The organism is Butyrivibrio sp. NC2002 (assembly GCF_000702265.1).
Taxonomy (GTDB): domain Bacteria; phylum Bacillota; class Clostridia; order Lachnospirales; family Lachnospiraceae; genus Butyrivibrio.
This window is the reverse complement of sequence record NZ_JNKZ01000010.1, coordinates 40,218-57,053: the sequence shown is the minus strand read 5'-3', so window position 1 is coordinate 57,053 and position 16,836 is coordinate 40,218. Positions and strand designations below refer to the sequence as shown.

Below are 16,836 nucleotides of genomic sequence, written 5' to 3'. Positions count from 1 at the left end.
TATAAGTTTATATTACCTCATCAGGCATCTGAATTTCTTTAAGAAGCGATATTAAGTTAGTTTTCTCTTCATTTTTAATTCTCATGTCTCTATGTTATGATAACCCTATGGATAAGTCAAAATACGAATATATGGAAAATTCAACAAAAAAATTGATACAAAAAGTCTTACCGGAGCTGACAGCGGCGGAGAAAACCGTGGCTGAATATTTTTTAAACACCCGGGTTGTAACAGACTTTTCATCTAAAAAAATATCCAAGGAACTCTATGTTTCCGAGGCAACCTTGTCGAGGTTTGCACAAAAATGCGGCTATAAGGGCTATCGAGAATTCATCTATTCCTATGAGACCAGCCTTCAGATGGAACAGGCATTGTACGTCAGTGATGAGGAGCAGAATATTCCAACCATCGCCAAAAAGGTTGAGGCAAGCTACTACAGCCTCCTTGGGGAAAGCTTTGAAAATATAGACACCGGAGCGCTTATGCGTGTCGCTTCCATGCTTAACAGTTCAGGAAGAGTCAAGGTGTTGGGACTTGGTAGCTCCGGGTTTGCAGCAAGAGAGTTCCAGATGCGATTCATGCGGGTGGGACTTGATGTTGAAGCAATAACAGACAGCCAGATAATACAGATGACAGCGTCGCTCTCGTCACCCGATACTTTGATGATCGGTTTTTCATTATCCGGAAGATCTAAAGTTATTATAGAGAGCCTCTTACTTGCAAAAAAGCAGGGAGCAAAGACTGCTTTGTTTTCAGCCGGAAAACAAAAGTCACTTTCAGGTTGCTATGACGTACTTGTTCCGTTATCTTCCATGAAAAATATGGATACAGGGATGAGAATATCACCGCAGTTTCCTATTTTGATCATGATAGACATTCTGTATTCTTATTATTTTGCTAATGATGTATGGCTTAAAACACAGAAGATCCGCGCTACTCTTTCAGCTATTTCCGATGAAAGAGAGGATGAGATCTGAGTTTTATCTAACTGGCCGGCGATATGGAGAAAAGCGTGATATCTAAGCTATAGTTGCACTTTTATCTTTTCGCAGGGCCATTCTTTTTCTTAACTGTTTCATCACACCAAGGTACAGGATGAAGGATATTATTCCGGTGATAAACCAAGCGGTTGCATCACCTGCAACTGCCATTTTATAGCTATGCATTTTTATAGACAAAAATGCGGTGGCAAGTCTTGATACAAGCTCTACAATTCCCAGCATCAACGCGGTTTTTCCATATCCGCATGCCTGCATGGTATTTCTATAGATGAAAATCATAGACAACGGAATATAGAAGGGTACACATTCCATGATGTAGGCTCTTGCATAAGGAAGATATGATGCCATATCCACTCCCGAATCAAAGAAAAATCCGATTATAACAGGCATCAGGAGAACACTTAAAAATCCTGTGATGACCGAATAAATGCATGATAACTTAAGTGCATCCTTTGTTCCCTGATGGACTCTGTCCAGATTGCCGTAGCCATAGTTCTGACCTGCGTAAGCTGCCAGAGTCTGACCGATTGAAGGCATTCCCGCAGTCATGAGATTGACTACTTTTCCCGCTGAAGTAAAGCCGGTAACAGCGGTTGAACCATATATATTTATGGAAGACTGCATGACCATAGTGCCTGAGGATGTTATTCCAAACTGCAGAGCCATGGGAATTCCGATATTGAGCTGCTTTAAAGAATAATCCTTGTTAAGGTGCCAGTCGGTTGCCTTGGGGCACAGGATTTTTACTTTTTTTACAATATAGATCATGCACAAAACAGCGGAAATACCCTGCGAGAGATCGGTTGCGAGTGCAGCGCCGAAGGTTCCCAGGTGAAATACTACTATGAATACAAGATCCAGCAATATATTAAGGAGCGCGGAAAATATCAGAAAATACAGAGGTGTTCGGCTGTTTCCGATGGCTCTTAGTGATGCTGCAAGAAGATTATATCCGATCAGAGCGATGCTACCTGCGCAGATAGTAAATATGTATGAGTAGGCATCGTCAAAAATATCAGCAGGAGTGTTCATTATAGTAAGAAGCGGACGCATTGCTGCGAGAGCAATAACAGTAATAAACAGGGTGCTTATGATACCCAAAAGGATAGCGTTTACAAAGGCTTTTCTAGTGCCTTCCGTATCGCCTGCGCCGAATTTGTGACTGATCAAAACGGTGTAACCTGTTGTCATACCGTTGGCAAGACCCATTACCATGAACATGATTGTGCCTGTTGAGCCAACTGCAGCGAGGGCTCCGGGTGATACAAAACGACCAACGATAATAGTATCTACCATGTTATAGAACTGCTGAAAAATAAAACCGAGCAATATCGGTACTACGAATTGCAGTAACAGTACGATCGGTTTTCCTTTTGTCATTTTTGCCTGCATACATTCACCTCTTAATAAACTTACCTAATTAAGATATATATAACAGAAAATGCAAAGATAAGAAAGAGCAAAAGAGTTACCGGGGGACGTAACAGATTGACTTATTCTGTGGTACAATGGAAAACATTGGAGTGAAAAAAGTTATGAAGAAAAAATTTTTTAGAAAAACCGCAATAATTTTATCATCTGTAATGATGCTTACTGCTTGTGCCAAAACAGAGCCGGCAGAGGAAACTGAAATTGCAAACACAATTGATGAAAATCAATCTGAACAAGCGCCTCACAGTGAAGAGGCAGAGACAATTGAACCAACTGAGTCAACAGAGACACCTGAAGAGGTAGAGACACCTGAATCAACTGAACCAAATAATAGTGATGAAAATGGCACTGCGATCACTGTTATATCACGCAAAGTATCCTGTAAGATTGATGGCAAAGAAAAGGCCACTGGTTCATTTCCGGAGATAATTCTTTCAGATGAATGCAAAGAAAAATATCCAAAACTGCAAGGAAGAATTGAGGAAATAAACAGGTCATGGAGTGATAGCATACAGCAGAATGTTGCAGAATATGCCACAATGGCAGCCGATTGTGACTATATCGAGGATCCGGTCTTTTGTTCTGAAATCGAAGCTAATATCAACAGATTTGATGACAGGATTTTTAGTATGATGCTTGGATCTTATGATGATATGGGTGGGGCACATCCAAGCCATTACTCATCTTCAATCGTTATTGATCCTGTAACCGGAGAAGATCTGAAGCTTTCAAGCATTTTGAAAGACGATACCATTTTAACTACTGCTATCAGAGATGAGCTGGACAAAAACTATCCGGGGGTACTTGAAGAAGTTGATAACTACTATTTCCCCAGTGAAGGGGATGACCCGGACCAGTTCAAACAAAAACTTGCTGATAACAACTACACATGGTATGTGGATGAGAAAGGACTTAATATCATCTTTTCTCCTTATGAGATAGCTTCTTATGCAACAGGTTATCTGGAGATTTTGCTCTCAACAGAGGATTATCCAGGTCTTTTACTTGAACAGTACAAAATGGATCCGGCAACAGACCTTTCCAAATCAGTTTTAACCCAGGAAGGTGATATAGTCGAAGTCGAGGCGGCTGCGCCTGAAGGATATGCTGATTATGGATATGACGCAGAAGAATATATTTCAAGTATAAAAGTAGAGAATCCAACCTGGAAAAAATATGTATCCGATAGCGCCAAAGCGCCTTCAGAAAGCCATGTATCACTGACCAAAACAGTTGAGGATAAAACAGACTGGCTGGATACAGAGGTTTGGTGTGACAAGAACGGATTTACCAGGAAATATTTCCCCTACAATGATGGAAACTACTATTATGAAGGCACCAATACCGTGGATTACTTCTATGATTATAGCGGACTTGATATATACGATGCAGATCAGAGCACTCGTCTGTATGAATTTGACTTTGAGCCTTTCTGCTACGGCCCCGATCAGGAAGAAAACAGATATGCTTCAGCGGGAGAATATGTAAATTGGGCTGTTATTGAGGATAATGTACTGTATATATCAATCAAATATCCAGGGTATGCTTCCGAAAATCCCTGGTCCGGATATATTGCTGCTATATCTCTTGAGACAAATGAGCTTCTCTGGAAGAGCGAGCCACTAGTAGCAAATGCTGACAATTTTGTGATCGTGGATGATACACTTATCTGCGGCTATGGATTTACGGCAGAACCTGATTACATCTATCTTCTCGATAAATATACCGGTGACAAGGTTGATCAGATCAAGGTTAACTCAGCCCCGGCCCAGTTTGAGGTTGTTGGTGACACTTTATATGTTGCAACATACAACACCGCATATCAGTTTACGATCACTAAATGAGTCACCGGGTAAATAAATATGAAAAAAACAAGGACAAGCAATATCAGAAAAATAGTTCTTTCTGTGCTTTTAATTTTTTGTATATTTGGCATGATCACTTATAGTAAGGAAGCCTTTGGAAATACAAAGATCATTTCGCAGGAAGTGGTTATTATTGACAAGTATGAAACCGGAAATGGTGGAAAAACCGGAAATTCCTATTATATGAAAGGAATTAATGAGAACGGGGAATACAAAATTCCGGGAGATATATATGATATCGGAGATACTGTGACTGTATATCAGAATCCGAATTCTGCAAATGCAAAAGGCAGTGATCCTCAATGGTATACTTCAGCTGAGTATGCCAAAGGAACATCAACTGCCGGATTTGTTTTCTTTACAGTGCTGGCTATAATCGATGCTGCATTTCTCTATTACAATAAAAAGGCAAAATAGAGCGTAGTTTTTTGAAAAATTAGATATATAATATGTTCTTGGCAAGCTTTATACTTCAAACATAAAGAGGATATCTTTCCGGGAAAACGGAGAGGTAGGAACTGCAAACTGAAAAAAGTTATAGATGAGGAGAGATTAAACATGAATAAGCATTCAAAATTATTCGCAGTACTAAGCTACATCACATGGGTTGGATTTGTAGTATCGTTTCTGATGAGAGACAGAGAAGATACACTTGTCAGAAGGCATCTTAACCAGGCACTTATCATCAACCTGATTGGAACTGTTGGAACATTCCTTACAAGGCTTGGCGGTATCCTGGCACTTGCAGGAAATATACTCGGAATTGCATGTCTTGTACTTTCCATCATGGGAATTGTAAGAGCTGCAAAAATGAGCGAGGAACCTCTTCCGTATATAGGAGAGTATACACTGTTCAATTAAATGATTCATCGGAGATGTTTCAGATTGACTCATTGATTATAGAATAGCGTCAGTTTAACTTGAAATATAGTTATTCTGATTCAAGTGATTCCTTCGGTGGTGGTTACTCAGACGGAGGCGGCGCAAGCAGATAGAATATTGAAAGACCTTAATAAATTATCACAAAAAAACCATTGTGCCTTATCAAAAAACGCTGAAGCAAAGTGAAAGCTTCAGCGTTTTTCTCTAAATCTCATTTGAGTTCATCAACTGGTACGCAGCATTTATCGTTAATATCGCATACCTTCTTTACTCTTCTTCTGTATTTTTCATCCATAAGAGGATCGGTATTAAGCCAGGTCTTTACTATCTCCATGGAAATGAGGGTGCCTATTATCTTTGCGCCAAGGCAGAGTATATTGGAATCTGTGTGCTGACGGGCAAGGGCGGCACAGAGAGGATCCTGGCAGACAGCCGCATAACAGCCATTTATCTTGTTTGCTATAAGTGCGCTGCCATATCCAACGCCATCACAAAAGATCCCCCTTTCGCATTCGCCCTTTGCAACTGAGAGCGCAGCAGGGTATACAAAATCGGAAAGGTCACAGCTTTCTTCATCATAGGTCCCGAAGTCCTCGACTTCGTAGCCGTTATCTAACAGATATTTCTTGATCTCGTTTTTCATAGCAGTTCCAGCATGATCGTTTGCCATTGCAATTTTCATGGTATCAGCCTCCTATACGAAAAAAAGGACACAAGGTTTTCTACAGACATCATACCATTTATAATTGTCTATTTAAATACTTTAAAAGACTGCAGAGAAAGGCATTTAGAGGATATAAACCGAGGCTTTATCCACAATACCATAAATAATTTCCTTAGAGTTGCAGCACCATTATTGTAAAATGAGGAACACTAATGAAATATATTACTTTACCACAGCATTAGTCTGTTTCTTAAGCTTTTTAATGAGCTTTTGTTTGGATTTTTCTTTTACTCCTTTAACCGTGATCTTGGCATTCTTGTGAAGCTTTATAAATGCATTTTTGCCCACCTTGAGGGACTTGTTTGCGGTAATCTTTACTTTCGTCATAGTATGCCATAACTCCATCTCCGACAGACTTTTGGCTAAGCTTATTTGCAGGCTTTCCGGGCTCCTTTGCAAAAATTATCTTCTTGATAGTCTTGTCCTCAGTAGTCCATGTAACATTGCTATTTGTAAAAGATTTGATTCTCTGGTTGAATGTACTTCCGTCGACTAAATCCCTTGTAGCTGCATGGGATACGATACTTGTCCCTTTAGGCACAAATAAAAGGCACAGCATGGCTGTGACAAAGATAAACAGATTCTTTTTTACTTTGTCTCTACGAACCGCTGGAATACACAGGTACGCCCCCCGCATTACTGCGAGGGCGCATTTATTGTAATTTAATTCATGGCTTCAAGACTATCTTTATATAATCTTGTTCTGGTAATGATTACAAAAAATACTATATCAAGTACAATTGAAACCGGATTAACCAGTGTTTTGTAAACATCACTGAATGGATAGATCATTGCTCCTGTAAGAACGATATTTTCAAACATATGTAAAAAGAATATTGGAAAGACTTTTCTGTGTGAAATAACATATATTGAAAGATTACTTCTATTACTGAGATTTTTACCATATAATTGAAGCTTGGGGGAATTTTATCATTTGGAGGGAAACAAGTATGACAAAAAGAAATGTTGGATGGGTTCTTGTTATCATCGGCTTATTTATGCTGTTCAAGATGGTACGCGTATCATCATTCGGATTCTACAAGATCGGCAGGGTAAGCACTTCTGCAATAGTTCTGGTTCTTCTTATAATTTCAGCAATAGCAGTAGTAGTTAATAAAAACAAATTTACATGGGGATGTTTTGTGATGTCGCTGTGCCTATTAGTTGTAGCGCTCGTTCTTGGAACAGAGCAATATTTTGCATATTCATCGCTTACAGACATCCTGCTTGTATTCGTTCCGGTAGTAGTTGGCACTGGACTCATCATCAAGAGCACTTTTGAGAAGCATCATAAAAAAGCTAATAAGTATGAGTACTGATATGAAAAAATATCTTGAATTATATGGTAAAAGAATGTGCATGATAGCCCTATTCTATCTTATAAATTTTGGGCTATGGGAACTTATCGCACCAATTATTTCTGGTGAATGGGCATCATTCATGGTATACGTGTTACTCTTTGTGATTGTATTATTGATGTTTCACAAGGAGCTTAAAGATGAATTGCTTGAGATTGCTACTAGAAAATTGAAGGACGGGAGATTTTATCTGAGATGGCTGATTGTTTTGGTAATTGATTTAGCTCTGACTATGTTTGTTCTCTGGATAGCTAATACCTATTGTAATGCTATTCTGCCGGTTAATAATGAGAACGTAAAGAATCAGCTGAATGCAGTTCCTTTGGCATTTGGCGTGATACAGGGATGCGTATTTGCTCCCATAATTGAAGAAATGGTGTTTCGCTATAGCGTTATTGGCAGACCGAAAAGAAAATGCATGTGGATTGTTCTTACAATGGTTTCCATTGTTTTATTTGACTGCATACATATCGTAGCTCCATTGGAATTCTTCTATTATCTGGCTCCGGCAGTTATCTTAACGCTGTTCTATGACTGGAATAAAAACATTTTTGCTTCCATATTGCTGCATTCATCGATTAATGTTGTTGGGTATTTGGCACTGCTGGCAGGGGTACTGTGATTAAGTGACATTGATTTAAACACTTTATCATACACATGAAATGACTATTACAAGAGGATATGAGGTTCGACACATGATTATATATGCAACCAGAGAGAGCATATGCAATGGAGACGATGATCAGAAAGCCATGGTCTTAGAGTATCAGGAGGGCGAAATGCTTTCTTCATTTCTCCGGCACAAAGTCGTAGCTTATCTTCCATATACAAGAAGCTTAACCGTATGGACTGTTTACATGGGGGCAAATGAAGACCAGGACTTAGCTGAACGAGAAAGCACCGAAAAGAAAGCGGCTTTTATTCATAAGGTTGAGAATCGTTGCACAAAGGTTGAAATACGCGGCGGAGACAGACCAGTAAGCAGTTTTGGAGTGGAAGAACTTTATTGCGCGGTATATAGGTAATGGTAGCAGCAATACACGCAAGTCGGGTAGCCAATGCTACATAGAAAAGTATAAGTCCACAGTATATGTATTCGTATTAAACCACAATATTGGGAAAAAAGAAGGGAAAGGGTGTATTCGGCCAGGTGATCCAAGAAATCCTGATGAGCAAAGGTCGGTACAAAACAAAGATAACAGCACGCGAGGTTACAGCATAGCCTATTTTCTGAGTTTTATTCCGGATGGAGATTACCACTTTTTTATCGAAGAAAACTTTGCTTTTGGATATCTGGGGCATCCCTGGAGGCAGGAAATCTGGGTATTCGGAAACAGGCTTGTGGAAAAGACAGAGGAAGCATATCAGAAATTTGGATGGACAAAAATAAAATAAAGGATAAAAACATATGGGAAAAATCAAAACTAGAGAAGAATTAACACCGGTAATACTTGAAAAGGTCAGAAACGAGATAGTAATTGATATCCATGATAACAACAATAGCATTTCTGCAACCTCCAGCAAAATAGGTGGAAAGCCTTCTGTGCCGAGAGGGTTTGAGTGGCCTGTGTTCCGCTATCATGAAGAAGATAAAGAGGAAGAAGGCATTCCGCTTACTTTTCTTTGCCAGTACAATCTGGAGGAGTTGTCTCTATACGATAAAGAAGGAGTTCTGCCAAAGAAAGGAATGCTCAGCTTTTTCTATTGTGTGACGGATGAAGTGTTTTTTGGAGAAGCTCCATTTGAAAAGAATGCGGCCAAAGTATTCTATTTTGAAGATGTATATAGCCTGGAACCCGCTGATGCTACGGAAAAGTACCCTGATTATGAAGAAGTAGCTGAAAAAGAAGTTTCTTTTACATCCTCAGAAAGCCTTCCTACATTTGAGTTTTTATATGATTTATGTGGCGGCTTTGACTGTGATTTATATAATGACAGCATCAGGGAACTGGGGCATGAGGATGACAGCGCATTTGAAAAGCATAAAGTTTTAGGGCACGCAGATTATGTTCAGCATTGTGTGGAATATACCTGTGAAAAGAAGCATAGAGGTTTCTATGATGTGGCAATAAGTGAAGAGACCCAGGAAACGGTAACTGCTGAAATTGAAAACTGGGTACAGCTCTTACAGATTGATCCGAGTGCTGATGCGTTCAATGTACTGTTTGTAGATGGATTCATTCATTTCTACATTAGAAAAGATGACCTTAAAGCGCTCAGATTTGACAGAATGCAGTATGTTCTAGATTGTTCATGAAGGAGAGTAGATAAGACACATGATTTTATTTGGGAAGAAAAATAGTAAAGCTAATGAAGCAGAAAACAATTTGACCGTTTACAGGGAGATAGCAGATATTCTTGGAATCCCGGCAGAGAAGCAGGGAATGATAGACAATCCAAGACAATACTATACGGATAATGCAGAGAGATACTCGGAAAGATTCATTGAAGGCAATGATGTTGATGATGATGAAATCAGGTGGATGGTTTTGTAACCAATGAGCCGGATTTGAAGGATGAAATGTATGCAAAAGCTGATATGCACGATGCTTCCGGACGCTGGCAGATGATATTCGGAGTGAACACGCTTCCCGGTTATCGTAAACACGGATATGCCGGTGAGCTTATCCAAAGAGCAATAGATACTGCAAGGGAGCAGAAACGTGCCGGCCTTGTCCTGACCTGTGAGGATGAGCTGGTAAGTTATTATACAAAGTTTGGCTTCATGAATGAATGTCGAAGCGACAAGTCCCAGCATGGCGGTGTTTCCTGGAATCAAATGAGGCTTACTTTTTGATAGCGTAAATTATATCTGTAAACATCAAAAGCCGCTATAATAATCGTCTTCAGTTATTGTAGCGGCTCGTATTATGCTATCGTTTTTCCAAATAAGCTGTTCACTTTATCTTTTAATTCAAAGTATTTCTCGTTAACCTCCGCCATGATTGGCAGCTTAGTATCTTTGCCCTGGTCATAGGCTTTTGACAGCGCCATGTATGCATCCATGTAATTGCCTGCATTATACTCAGCCATACCGAGACGATGGTTATAGATAATGGTATTAAGGCGATTTTCCTTCTTTTCGAGTAACTTTCTATATATTTCCGCCGCTCTGTTATAATTCCCTTCAGCTAAAGCAATGATTCCTTCGAGGTTGTCTCTATAACGAATAGCACTTGAAAGCTTCATACCTTTATATTTTCCGCTGGCAAGCAGACTATCTAATGACTCCAAACACTTTTTGCTTTCATCAATTTTACTCAGATCTGCGTAAAGATTCCCTCTTTTAAAATTGTAATAGATTGCTCTCATGGGCTTTAATTTCTTTTGGCTGATTTCATCAAGTCTTGCAAAGGCCTGCTCATATTCTTTCAGATATCCCAGAGCTGATACATAGTTGAAGCAATACCTTCCAAGGTAAGTGTTCTTATACATATGCCGATTAAGTTTTACCCTCCAGTCAGCTACATCTACATATTTCCGTGGATTGCATTGTTCTACAAATATGCTCTGCGTCCACACGACTTCTCTTGCGCTCCTGAAAAGAATGACAATAATGCCGACAATTACAACCCATCCAGCTAAATTACGCACAAGCGCAGAGATAATATAATGAATTTTTGAAATGTTATCATCGAGATCTGAGAAGATAACCATCATATTGGATATATAGGTTCCAAAATAAATAAGGATGAATACCAATATTGAAACAACAAAAAAGGTGGCGGAGGCTTTGCTCCTTTTATCCAGCTTCCGTGCAAATTCTTCTGCAGGTAAATCTAGCATGTTTACTTTTGACAAAACTTATTCCTCTTTTCTCCCGTAGTCGCTATATTATGATAGCACATTAATTGACAGAATGTGTCTCTTTTACACGCTCTGGATCTGCATGATATTTCAGCGAAACCGCAATATGTTCAATCATTTCAGCACGTTCTGTGTCCGGAAGCTGATAAAAATCTCTGAGAAGATCGTCTACAACAGGCATATCTTTCTTATCGAACTTGGTTATTGTTGGACATATCCGATTAAGAAAAATCTCTTTTACCCTTTCTTCTTTTATAGCTTTCACAGAATCTTCCGCCGCCAGATTAAAACGATCTGTCATATTAGGGTCCTGGATTCCGTAAATCTCAGAGCAGATTTCTCGCCTCTTTTTTCTGTCCGGGTGAGGCTTTAGCATATATATTCGTTGTGTTAATACTGGAATGGTGAAGCATTTCTTTCAGTAATAATATGTCCTTGTCACTTTCTTGATAAAAGCTCATGGCAAAACTGGAGCGCAGTTTATGTGGTGTTATAGTTTTTCCTTTAGCTGAGCCAAGGCTAAACTCAGCATATTTTTTCACAAGGTTTTCTACAGCACGGACTCCAAGGCGTTCACCCTTAATAGTTGTGAATGCAGGAATTTCCTTATCATCAACATTATATTTTGTCCTTTGTGCGCTAAAGTATTTGTCGGATTAAGCTAAACCTGTAAAATATTTAAAGATAGAAGTGTAAAAAGTCAAACGTTCGGCTTTTTATACTTTTTTATTAAAAAAAATAAAGCAAGAAATTGTAAAAAGGCGATCCTTTTAAGATAAATCAATAAAAAGCCGAACAAATTTAAGTTATTTTTGTAAAAAGCAGAATATGTGATTATATTCAATTATGCATTACGAGTATGCATTGCAAATTTGTATTGCAAATACTATAATATTATTATGAACAATATGGAATTTGAATGGGACGACGTTAAGGAAAAAAAGAATATAAGTAAGCACAAGATTGATTTTTCTACTGCAGCCCACGTATTTGCTGATGAATGTCGTATTGAGAAATATGATGGCAAACATAGTGAAAACGAGGATAGGTACAAGGTTATTGGTGCTATCAATGGACACTTGATGGTAATAGTTGTTTCATACACAATGAGAAATAATGGTAAGGTAATACGGATGATATCCGCCAGAAAAGGAAGAGAGGGAAGAGTATTATGGCTACTATTAAAAAAACAATAGATATTACTTCAAAACTTACAAAAGAACAGCTAAAAATGCTTAAAGAAGCTGAGAATACCCCTTATTCCTATGATGAGGATAACCCGCTTCTTACAAAAGAGGAACTTGCAAAGTTCAGTAGAGTTTCAGAGCGCATCCAGAAGGAGCGTGAAAGCAAGCGCAAAGAGAACGTGACATTAAGACTTTCACCCAATACAGTTAGAAAAGCAAAATCACTTGGTAAAGGTTATACCAAGATTCTTGCTCAGATCATAGAAGATGCTCTGAACGATCCTGATCTGATAAAGGGTTAATACAATATTTAATACTTCCCACAGCCTGACGACTATGGGATTTTTATACTCTTTCACATAGCCCCATTCTATAAATGCCAGTCTGCAAAAATTTTATTCACTATATGATAAAAAAATATTGACTATAAAGTAGGTTTATACCCCTATAATAGCGATAAAGAAACAGAAAGGAGCGCTAAATCATGACAATTAAAGACGTTGAGGAACAGCTTGGAATTGATCGCGCTAACATCAGGTTTTATGAATCTAAGGGACTGATTAAACCTGCAAGAGAAAGGAATGGATATAGAAATTACTCTAATGAAGATATCGAGACACTAAAAAAAGTGATTATTTTACGGAAAATGGGACTTTCTATTGATGATATATCCGAATTGCAGAATGGCAAATCGGATCTTCAGGGACTTGTAGAAAACAACCTGAACTTGATTAATGAAAAAATGCAGGAATTAAATGGCTCGTTATTACTATGCAAGGATATGCAGACAAGAAATGAGAACTATTCCAATATGAGTATTGATTATTATTGGGATGAAATTAACAATAAGGAGCAATCCGGAATCAAATTTGAAGATATCATACGAGACAGCCTTGAGTATGAAAAGAATTTCTTCCTATCATCATATGGATGGAGTGAAAAAGGTCTATTAAGAACACTCTTTGATGATGAACCCCAGCCAAAGAAAAAAAGCATGTTAACAATGATTGTGGCAATAGTGGTTTTTCTATGGTTTGCCATTATTTTAGGAATGATATCAAAAAATAACACAGGATATTTCTTGCCAGGATTCCTGGTTTTCGTAATTATTTTTTTACTTGAATCAGTTATTATGCATATGTTCCGAAAACTGATGAAAAAAAAGCCAGAGCAGAAGAAGTCTTTACTTATTAAACGAGGCATATGTGTCTTACTTGTAACTCCTCTGATATTAGGTCTTTATTTTTCACTATATTTTTTTCCGGTAGCGAGTAAATATAAGGTTGAAAAGGAGAAAGAACTGGAAGAAAGCCTAAAGGAGGTTATGGGTAAGGCTTATGTAGAGATAAAGTCCAGTTCAGTAGATAAGGATGAGGATGGCATAGATGATTTGACGGATATTGTTGACAATGCAGAGCGAATGCTTATGGAAGACTGGTCCTACGGTGTACATCAATATGATGGAGGATATCCGACTGAATGGATAGGTACAAGTGCAGATGTTGTAACCATATCGTTGCGCGATGCAGGATATGATATACGTAAACAGGTAAATGAAGACATAATCGCTCATCCGGAGGCTTATTCTGTAGATACGCCAAACATAGATATGGATTTTCGTGATATCGATGTCCTAAATATATTTTTTTCGAGAAATGCTATCAAAAGGACAACAGATCTTTTAGAATATGAAGATTGGCAACCCGGAGACATAGTATTCTTTTCTGATGAAATTGGTATCCTATCATATAACCGCGATGAAAATGGTATTTTAAGTGTAATTTATCTGCCAAAGGCAGCTGATACAGTGTGTGAATGGGATACTTTAGCTGAAAATGTTGATATAATTGCTCGTTATAGGATTAGTGAATAATATTGTAGATGTGGATATCTTTTAACAAAACACGCATTTAATAGAAAGATAAAAAACTGGCAGTCTTGTTTATCCTCAAAATTTAGAGTTTATGGGATAAACAAAAAGAGTTTGATGAACTCAAAAAACAAGGAAAAGTATTTGGTGGATACTCATTTGACTGGTCAGAATCAGCCAGAAAAAGAGCAAATGAATTGTATAATGAAGCATTTCAGTTAAAAAGACAATGGCGCTTAGACAATACAGACAAGGTAGCAAGCAGATTCAATAATCCTGTTTCCAAACAGTTTACAGCGCTTGACTTCCTTGAAGCTCTTCACTCCGATGATAAACATCAGACCAGTTTCAACTTTTATGGGAAAGGCCTTGACGAACATCCTCATAATATATATACAGGTGCAAGTATGTGGCGTTTCTCCACAAAATTTAATGTGCTTATATCCAATGATGCCCTTAGTATCATTGCAAACGGAGATAGCAAATGGGTCAGCAGCATAATGGAGGATATCAATACGGCTGTTGGAAACATGAAGAAGATTGAAAAAGCCTATGAGGGCAATGCAGTTTATCTACGTTTTGGTGACAGAATTGACGACAACGGTTCCATCACTTATCATGCGAATTTTAAAGACTGCGAAGACAAATATGGTATTTCTGCAGACAAGCCTAATGGATTATTAGAAAAACTTATGAGTTACAATAAATAAGTATTGTATAGTTATCCAAAGTATTTATAAATGTAAGACCTTTAAAAAGCTCAAACGAGGCTCTGTCATAAGTCGCTTGACGACAAACGTAATAACCTTCGTAGGTCAGGCTCCTTAAATAGCGCAACGAAGAATACATTATTCTTCATTGATAGATACTACCCATTATGGAAAATAAAATGCCGCAAACTATGGAAAATACTGATTATCTTATTGATTTTTCCATAGGCCTGTATTATGTTACCCTTTCCCGTACGGACAGTTGGCAAGGCATAATGCACATGCTCCCCATCGTCCAAGCTTGTCCATAAAGGCACTCCTGATCTTATTGCAGCGGGATATGTCGATAATATCGTCCCTGCCCATTCCTAATTTCCAACGGACATTTAATAGCGCATGGGCAGGGCAGACTTCAACACATTTATCACAGTCAGACGGACACATGCATTTTTCATATGCCTGTCCATATTCAAAATCATGATCTATAAGAATTGCGGATAATCTTACCCTTGGACCATATTTTTCCGTGATTATGACATCATTTTTCCCAAACCACCCAACGCCGGCAGATGCTGCCGCATCCTTAAATGAAAACTCTGCCCTGAAACGACCATCGTCCTTCTGAGCAACTTCCGGAACATAATAGCGGATACCATCTTTTTTCAAGACATTCTCTATTTCTCCAACCTTAACTTCCAGTCTGTCTTTTGCGCCGAGTATACCTTCATGAAAGGCCTTCTCATTGTAATTATTCAGTGATAACTGCTGTGTATATGGCACTGCAAACACAAGGCCGGATTTGAATTCTTCTCCAAAATCACTATAGGATATATCTGTAAATCCAAAAATCATGTCCGGCGAATCTTCAAAGACTTCAACAATCCTGGTCTGCAGCTCGTTCATGGAAAGCACTCCCTCCTTGTTTTTGATGGAATACAATTGTATAATACCATCAAGTATAGTATCGGTATAATTGAAATATATGAGTATATCATTCAATTTTTTTGAATAATATCTCCGGCAAAAGCCAGGATTTTTGAACGCTTTTTCATCTTTGCGTTCAAGAAGTCATGGTTTAAACAGTATTACTGAAAAAGGAGAGCGGTTATGACAATCACACAATTAAGTACCTTCTTGAAGATTGTGGAAATGAGAAGCTTTTCTTCAGCTGCCAATAGTCTTGGCTATGCGCAGTCTACAGTAACAACTCAGATCAAACAGTTGGAAGATGAGCTGGGATGCGTATTGTTTGAGCGCCTGGGGAAAACAATTTCACTAACCGCATCGGGAGAGCGGCTCATACCCTTTGCAGAGAAAATGCTTCAGTTGGAGCGAGATATCCGTCTTGATGTGACAGATGAAGAAAACCCGGCAGGAGTATTGAATTTGGGTGTTTCTGAGTCTCTTTGCATAAACCGCCTTCCGCGGATCTTGATGGAATATAATATGAATAATCCCAGGACTGAGATTAGAATACAGTTTGTTACCCATGAGATCATCCCTGATCTTTTGCAGAAGGGAGAACTCGACCTTGTTTATACTCTGAACCCGCTTTTCAAGGATGAGAGGATTAAGATCCTGCACAAGAAACGGGAAAAGCTTGGCTTCTATGCATCTCCCGATTTTCCTGTTGCCAAAAAGTCCATTTGTGCGGAAGATCTAAAAGAGTTGCCTCTTTTATTGACCGGACATGGCTGCAATTTTAGGCATATGCTGATTTCTCATCTTGAGTCGGCTGGAATCTCGCCAAAGATTGTTTTGGAAACAGACAGTAAAGAAATTCTAAAACAATTTGCAATAAACGGACTGGGAGTAGCCTTCATCCCGGATATGACTGCGGAAGCAGAAACAAAGAGCAGCAAACTCAAACGCCTCACATGGAAAGGGCCTGATTTTCCTATCTATTCGCAGGTGCTAATCCATAAAGACAAGCATCAGAATAAGGCAATGAACAGTCTGGTTGAGATGATAAAGTGACTTGTTATGCGAAATGAAATGCAG

The 16,836-nt window shown here is 38.6% G+C and carries 23 protein-coding genes; 16 read left to right on the top strand and 7 right to left on the bottom strand.

From position 1 onward, the window contains the following. Positions 1-83 precede the first annotated feature (83 nt). On the top strand, positions 84-977 hold the full coding sequence (locus T543_RS06050; protein ID WP_081829969.1) for a MurR/RpiR family transcriptional regulator: 894 nt from the start codon (positions 84-86) through the stop codon (positions 975-977). 42 nt (positions 978-1,019) lie between these two features. Here T543_RS06050 and T543_RS06045 read toward each other — a convergent pair whose 3' ends face one another. Then, a complete protein-coding gene (locus tag T543_RS06045; protein ID WP_035766787.1) occupies positions 1,020-2,393 on the bottom strand; it encodes an MATE family efflux transporter in 1,374 nt (457 codons plus the stop codon). 143 nt (positions 2,394-2,536) lie between these two features. Between T543_RS06045 and T543_RS06040 the strand changes: the two genes are divergently transcribed. From T543_RS06040 to T543_RS06030, 3 genes are all read left to right on the top strand, one after another. Next, a complete protein-coding gene (locus T543_RS06040) occupies positions 2,537-4,276 on the top strand; it encodes an RsiV family protein (protein ID WP_197023938.1) in 1,740 nt (579 codons plus the stop codon). 18 nt (positions 4,277-4,294) lie between these two features. Next, positions 4,295-4,714 carry a hypothetical protein gene (locus T543_RS06035; protein WP_035766781.1) on the top strand — a complete coding sequence of 140 codons (420 nt, stop codon included), beginning with the start codon at positions 4,295-4,297 and terminating at the stop codon, positions 4,712-4,714. A 141-nt stretch (positions 4,715-4,855) separates the two neighbouring features. Next, a complete protein-coding gene (locus T543_RS06030) occupies positions 4,856-5,158 on the top strand; it encodes a magnetosome magnetite crystal formation protein family (protein WP_035766780.1) in 303 nt (100 codons plus the stop codon). Between the two features lie 232 nt (positions 5,159-5,390). Here T543_RS06030 and T543_RS06025 read toward each other — a convergent pair whose 3' ends face one another. Together T543_RS06025 and T543_RS06020 are read right to left on the bottom strand one after the other, a co-directional pair. Next, complete coding sequence (locus T543_RS06025; RefSeq protein WP_035766779.1) at positions 5,391-5,861, bottom strand: RpiB/LacA/LacB family sugar-phosphate isomerase; 471 nt, start codon at positions 5,859-5,861, stop codon at positions 5,391-5,393. Between the two features lie 204 nt (positions 5,862-6,065). After that, complete coding sequence (locus T543_RS06020; protein ID WP_155843179.1) at positions 6,066-6,230, bottom strand: hypothetical protein; 165 nt, start codon at positions 6,228-6,230, stop codon at positions 6,066-6,068. Between the two features lie 623 nt (positions 6,231-6,853). Here T543_RS06020 and T543_RS06015 point away from each other — a divergent pair. The 7 genes from T543_RS06015 (at position 6,854) to T543_RS05985 (ending at position 10,058) form a co-directional block, all read left to right on the top strand. Continuing rightward, positions 6,854-7,222, top strand: coding sequence for a hypothetical protein (locus T543_RS06015; RefSeq protein ID WP_035766777.1), 369 nt, complete (start codon positions 6,854-6,856; stop codon positions 7,220-7,222). A gap of 1 nt (position 7,223) precedes the next feature. Continuing rightward, positions 7,224-7,883 carry a CPBP family intramembrane glutamic endopeptidase gene (locus T543_RS06010; RefSeq protein WP_035766776.1) on the top strand — a complete coding sequence of 220 codons (660 nt, stop codon included), beginning with the start codon at positions 7,224-7,226 and terminating at the stop codon, positions 7,881-7,883. Positions 7,884-7,956: 73 nt separating this feature from the next. Next, positions 7,957-8,286 (top strand): hypothetical protein, encoded by a 330-nt coding sequence (locus tag T543_RS06005; protein WP_035766775.1) that lies wholly within the window; start codon positions 7,957-7,959, stop codon positions 8,284-8,286. Next, positions 8,249-8,656, top strand: coding sequence for a DUF2716 domain-containing protein (locus tag T543_RS16660; protein ID WP_051638584.1), 408 nt, complete (start codon positions 8,249-8,251; stop codon positions 8,654-8,656). Before T543_RS06005 ends, T543_RS16660 begins: the two co-directional genes overlap by 38 nt. Before the next feature lie 13 nt (positions 8,657-8,669). Beyond that, positions 8,670-9,518 (top strand): YwqG family protein, encoded by an 849-nt coding sequence (locus T543_RS15140; protein WP_051638583.1) that lies wholly within the window; start codon positions 8,670-8,672, stop codon positions 9,516-9,518. Positions 9,519-9,537: 19 nt separating this feature from the next. Then, positions 9,538-9,756, top strand: coding sequence for a hypothetical protein (locus T543_RS05990; RefSeq protein ID WP_035766774.1), 219 nt, complete (start codon positions 9,538-9,540; stop codon positions 9,754-9,756). After that, on the top strand, positions 9,741-10,058 hold the full coding sequence (locus tag T543_RS05985) for a GNAT family N-acetyltransferase (protein WP_330369972.1): 318 nt from the start codon (positions 9,741-9,743) through the stop codon (positions 10,056-10,058). The genes T543_RS05990 and T543_RS05985 overlap by 16 nt, the downstream gene beginning before the upstream one ends. A 71-nt stretch (positions 10,059-10,129) precedes the next feature. On the opposite strand, the gene T543_RS05980 is transcribed toward T543_RS05985, so the two are convergent. From T543_RS05980 to T543_RS16655, 3 genes are read right to left on the bottom strand one after another with little or no spacing between them, the layout of a single operon-like run. Continuing rightward, the gene (locus T543_RS05980; RefSeq protein WP_035766771.1) at positions 10,130-11,062 is read right to left on the bottom strand and encodes a tetratricopeptide repeat protein; all 933 of its coding nucleotides are present in this window, start codon (positions 11,060-11,062) and stop codon (positions 10,130-10,132) included. Positions 11,063-11,108: 46 nt separating this feature from the next. Beyond that, on the bottom strand, positions 11,109-11,369 hold the full coding sequence (locus tag T543_RS15135) for a hypothetical protein (protein WP_081829967.1): 261 nt from the start codon (positions 11,367-11,369) through the stop codon (positions 11,109-11,111). Between the two features lie 25 nt (positions 11,370-11,394). Further along, positions 11,395-11,652, bottom strand: coding sequence for a tyrosine-type recombinase/integrase (locus T543_RS16655; RefSeq protein WP_442856088.1), 258 nt, complete (start codon positions 11,650-11,652; stop codon positions 11,395-11,397). 315 nt (positions 11,653-11,967) lie between these two features. Here T543_RS16655 and T543_RS05970 point away from each other — a divergent pair, with 315 nt between their 5' ends. The 4 genes from T543_RS05970 to T543_RS05955 all read left to right on the top strand — a co-directional run bounded on the left by T543_RS05970 (position 11,968) and on the right by T543_RS05955 (position 14,835). Then, on the top strand, positions 11,968-12,264 hold the full coding sequence (locus T543_RS05970; RefSeq protein WP_242839484.1) for a BrnT family toxin: 297 nt from the start codon (positions 11,968-11,970) through the stop codon (positions 12,262-12,264). Beyond that, positions 12,240-12,557: a BrnA antitoxin family protein gene (locus T543_RS05965; protein ID WP_026660017.1), complete on the top strand. Its 318-nt coding sequence runs from the start codon at positions 12,240-12,242 to the stop codon at positions 12,555-12,557. Before T543_RS05970 ends, T543_RS05965 begins: the two co-directional genes overlap by 25 nt. A gap of 182 nt (positions 12,558-12,739) precedes the next feature. Next, the gene (locus tag T543_RS15130) at positions 12,740-14,128 is read left to right on the top strand and encodes a DUF1287 domain-containing protein (protein ID WP_051638581.1); all 1,389 of its coding nucleotides are present in this window, start codon (positions 12,740-12,742) and stop codon (positions 14,126-14,128) included. A gap of 194 nt (positions 14,129-14,322) precedes the next feature. After that, positions 14,323-14,835, top strand: a complete 513-nt coding sequence (locus tag T543_RS05955; protein WP_035766769.1) for a DUF6033 family protein — start codon at positions 14,323-14,325, stop codon at positions 14,833-14,835. A gap of 240 nt (positions 14,836-15,075) precedes the next feature. On the opposite strand, the gene T543_RS05950 is transcribed toward T543_RS05955, so the two are convergent. Beyond that, positions 15,076-15,738, bottom strand: coding sequence for an epoxyqueuosine reductase (locus T543_RS05950; protein WP_035766767.1), 663 nt, complete (start codon positions 15,736-15,738; stop codon positions 15,076-15,078). 204 nt (positions 15,739-15,942) lie between these two features. On the opposite strand from T543_RS05950, the gene T543_RS05945 reads away from it, so the two are divergent. Further along, a complete protein-coding gene (locus tag T543_RS05945; protein WP_035766765.1) occupies positions 15,943-16,812 on the top strand; it encodes a LysR family transcriptional regulator in 870 nt (289 codons plus the stop codon). Positions 16,813-16,836 lie beyond the last annotated feature (24 nt).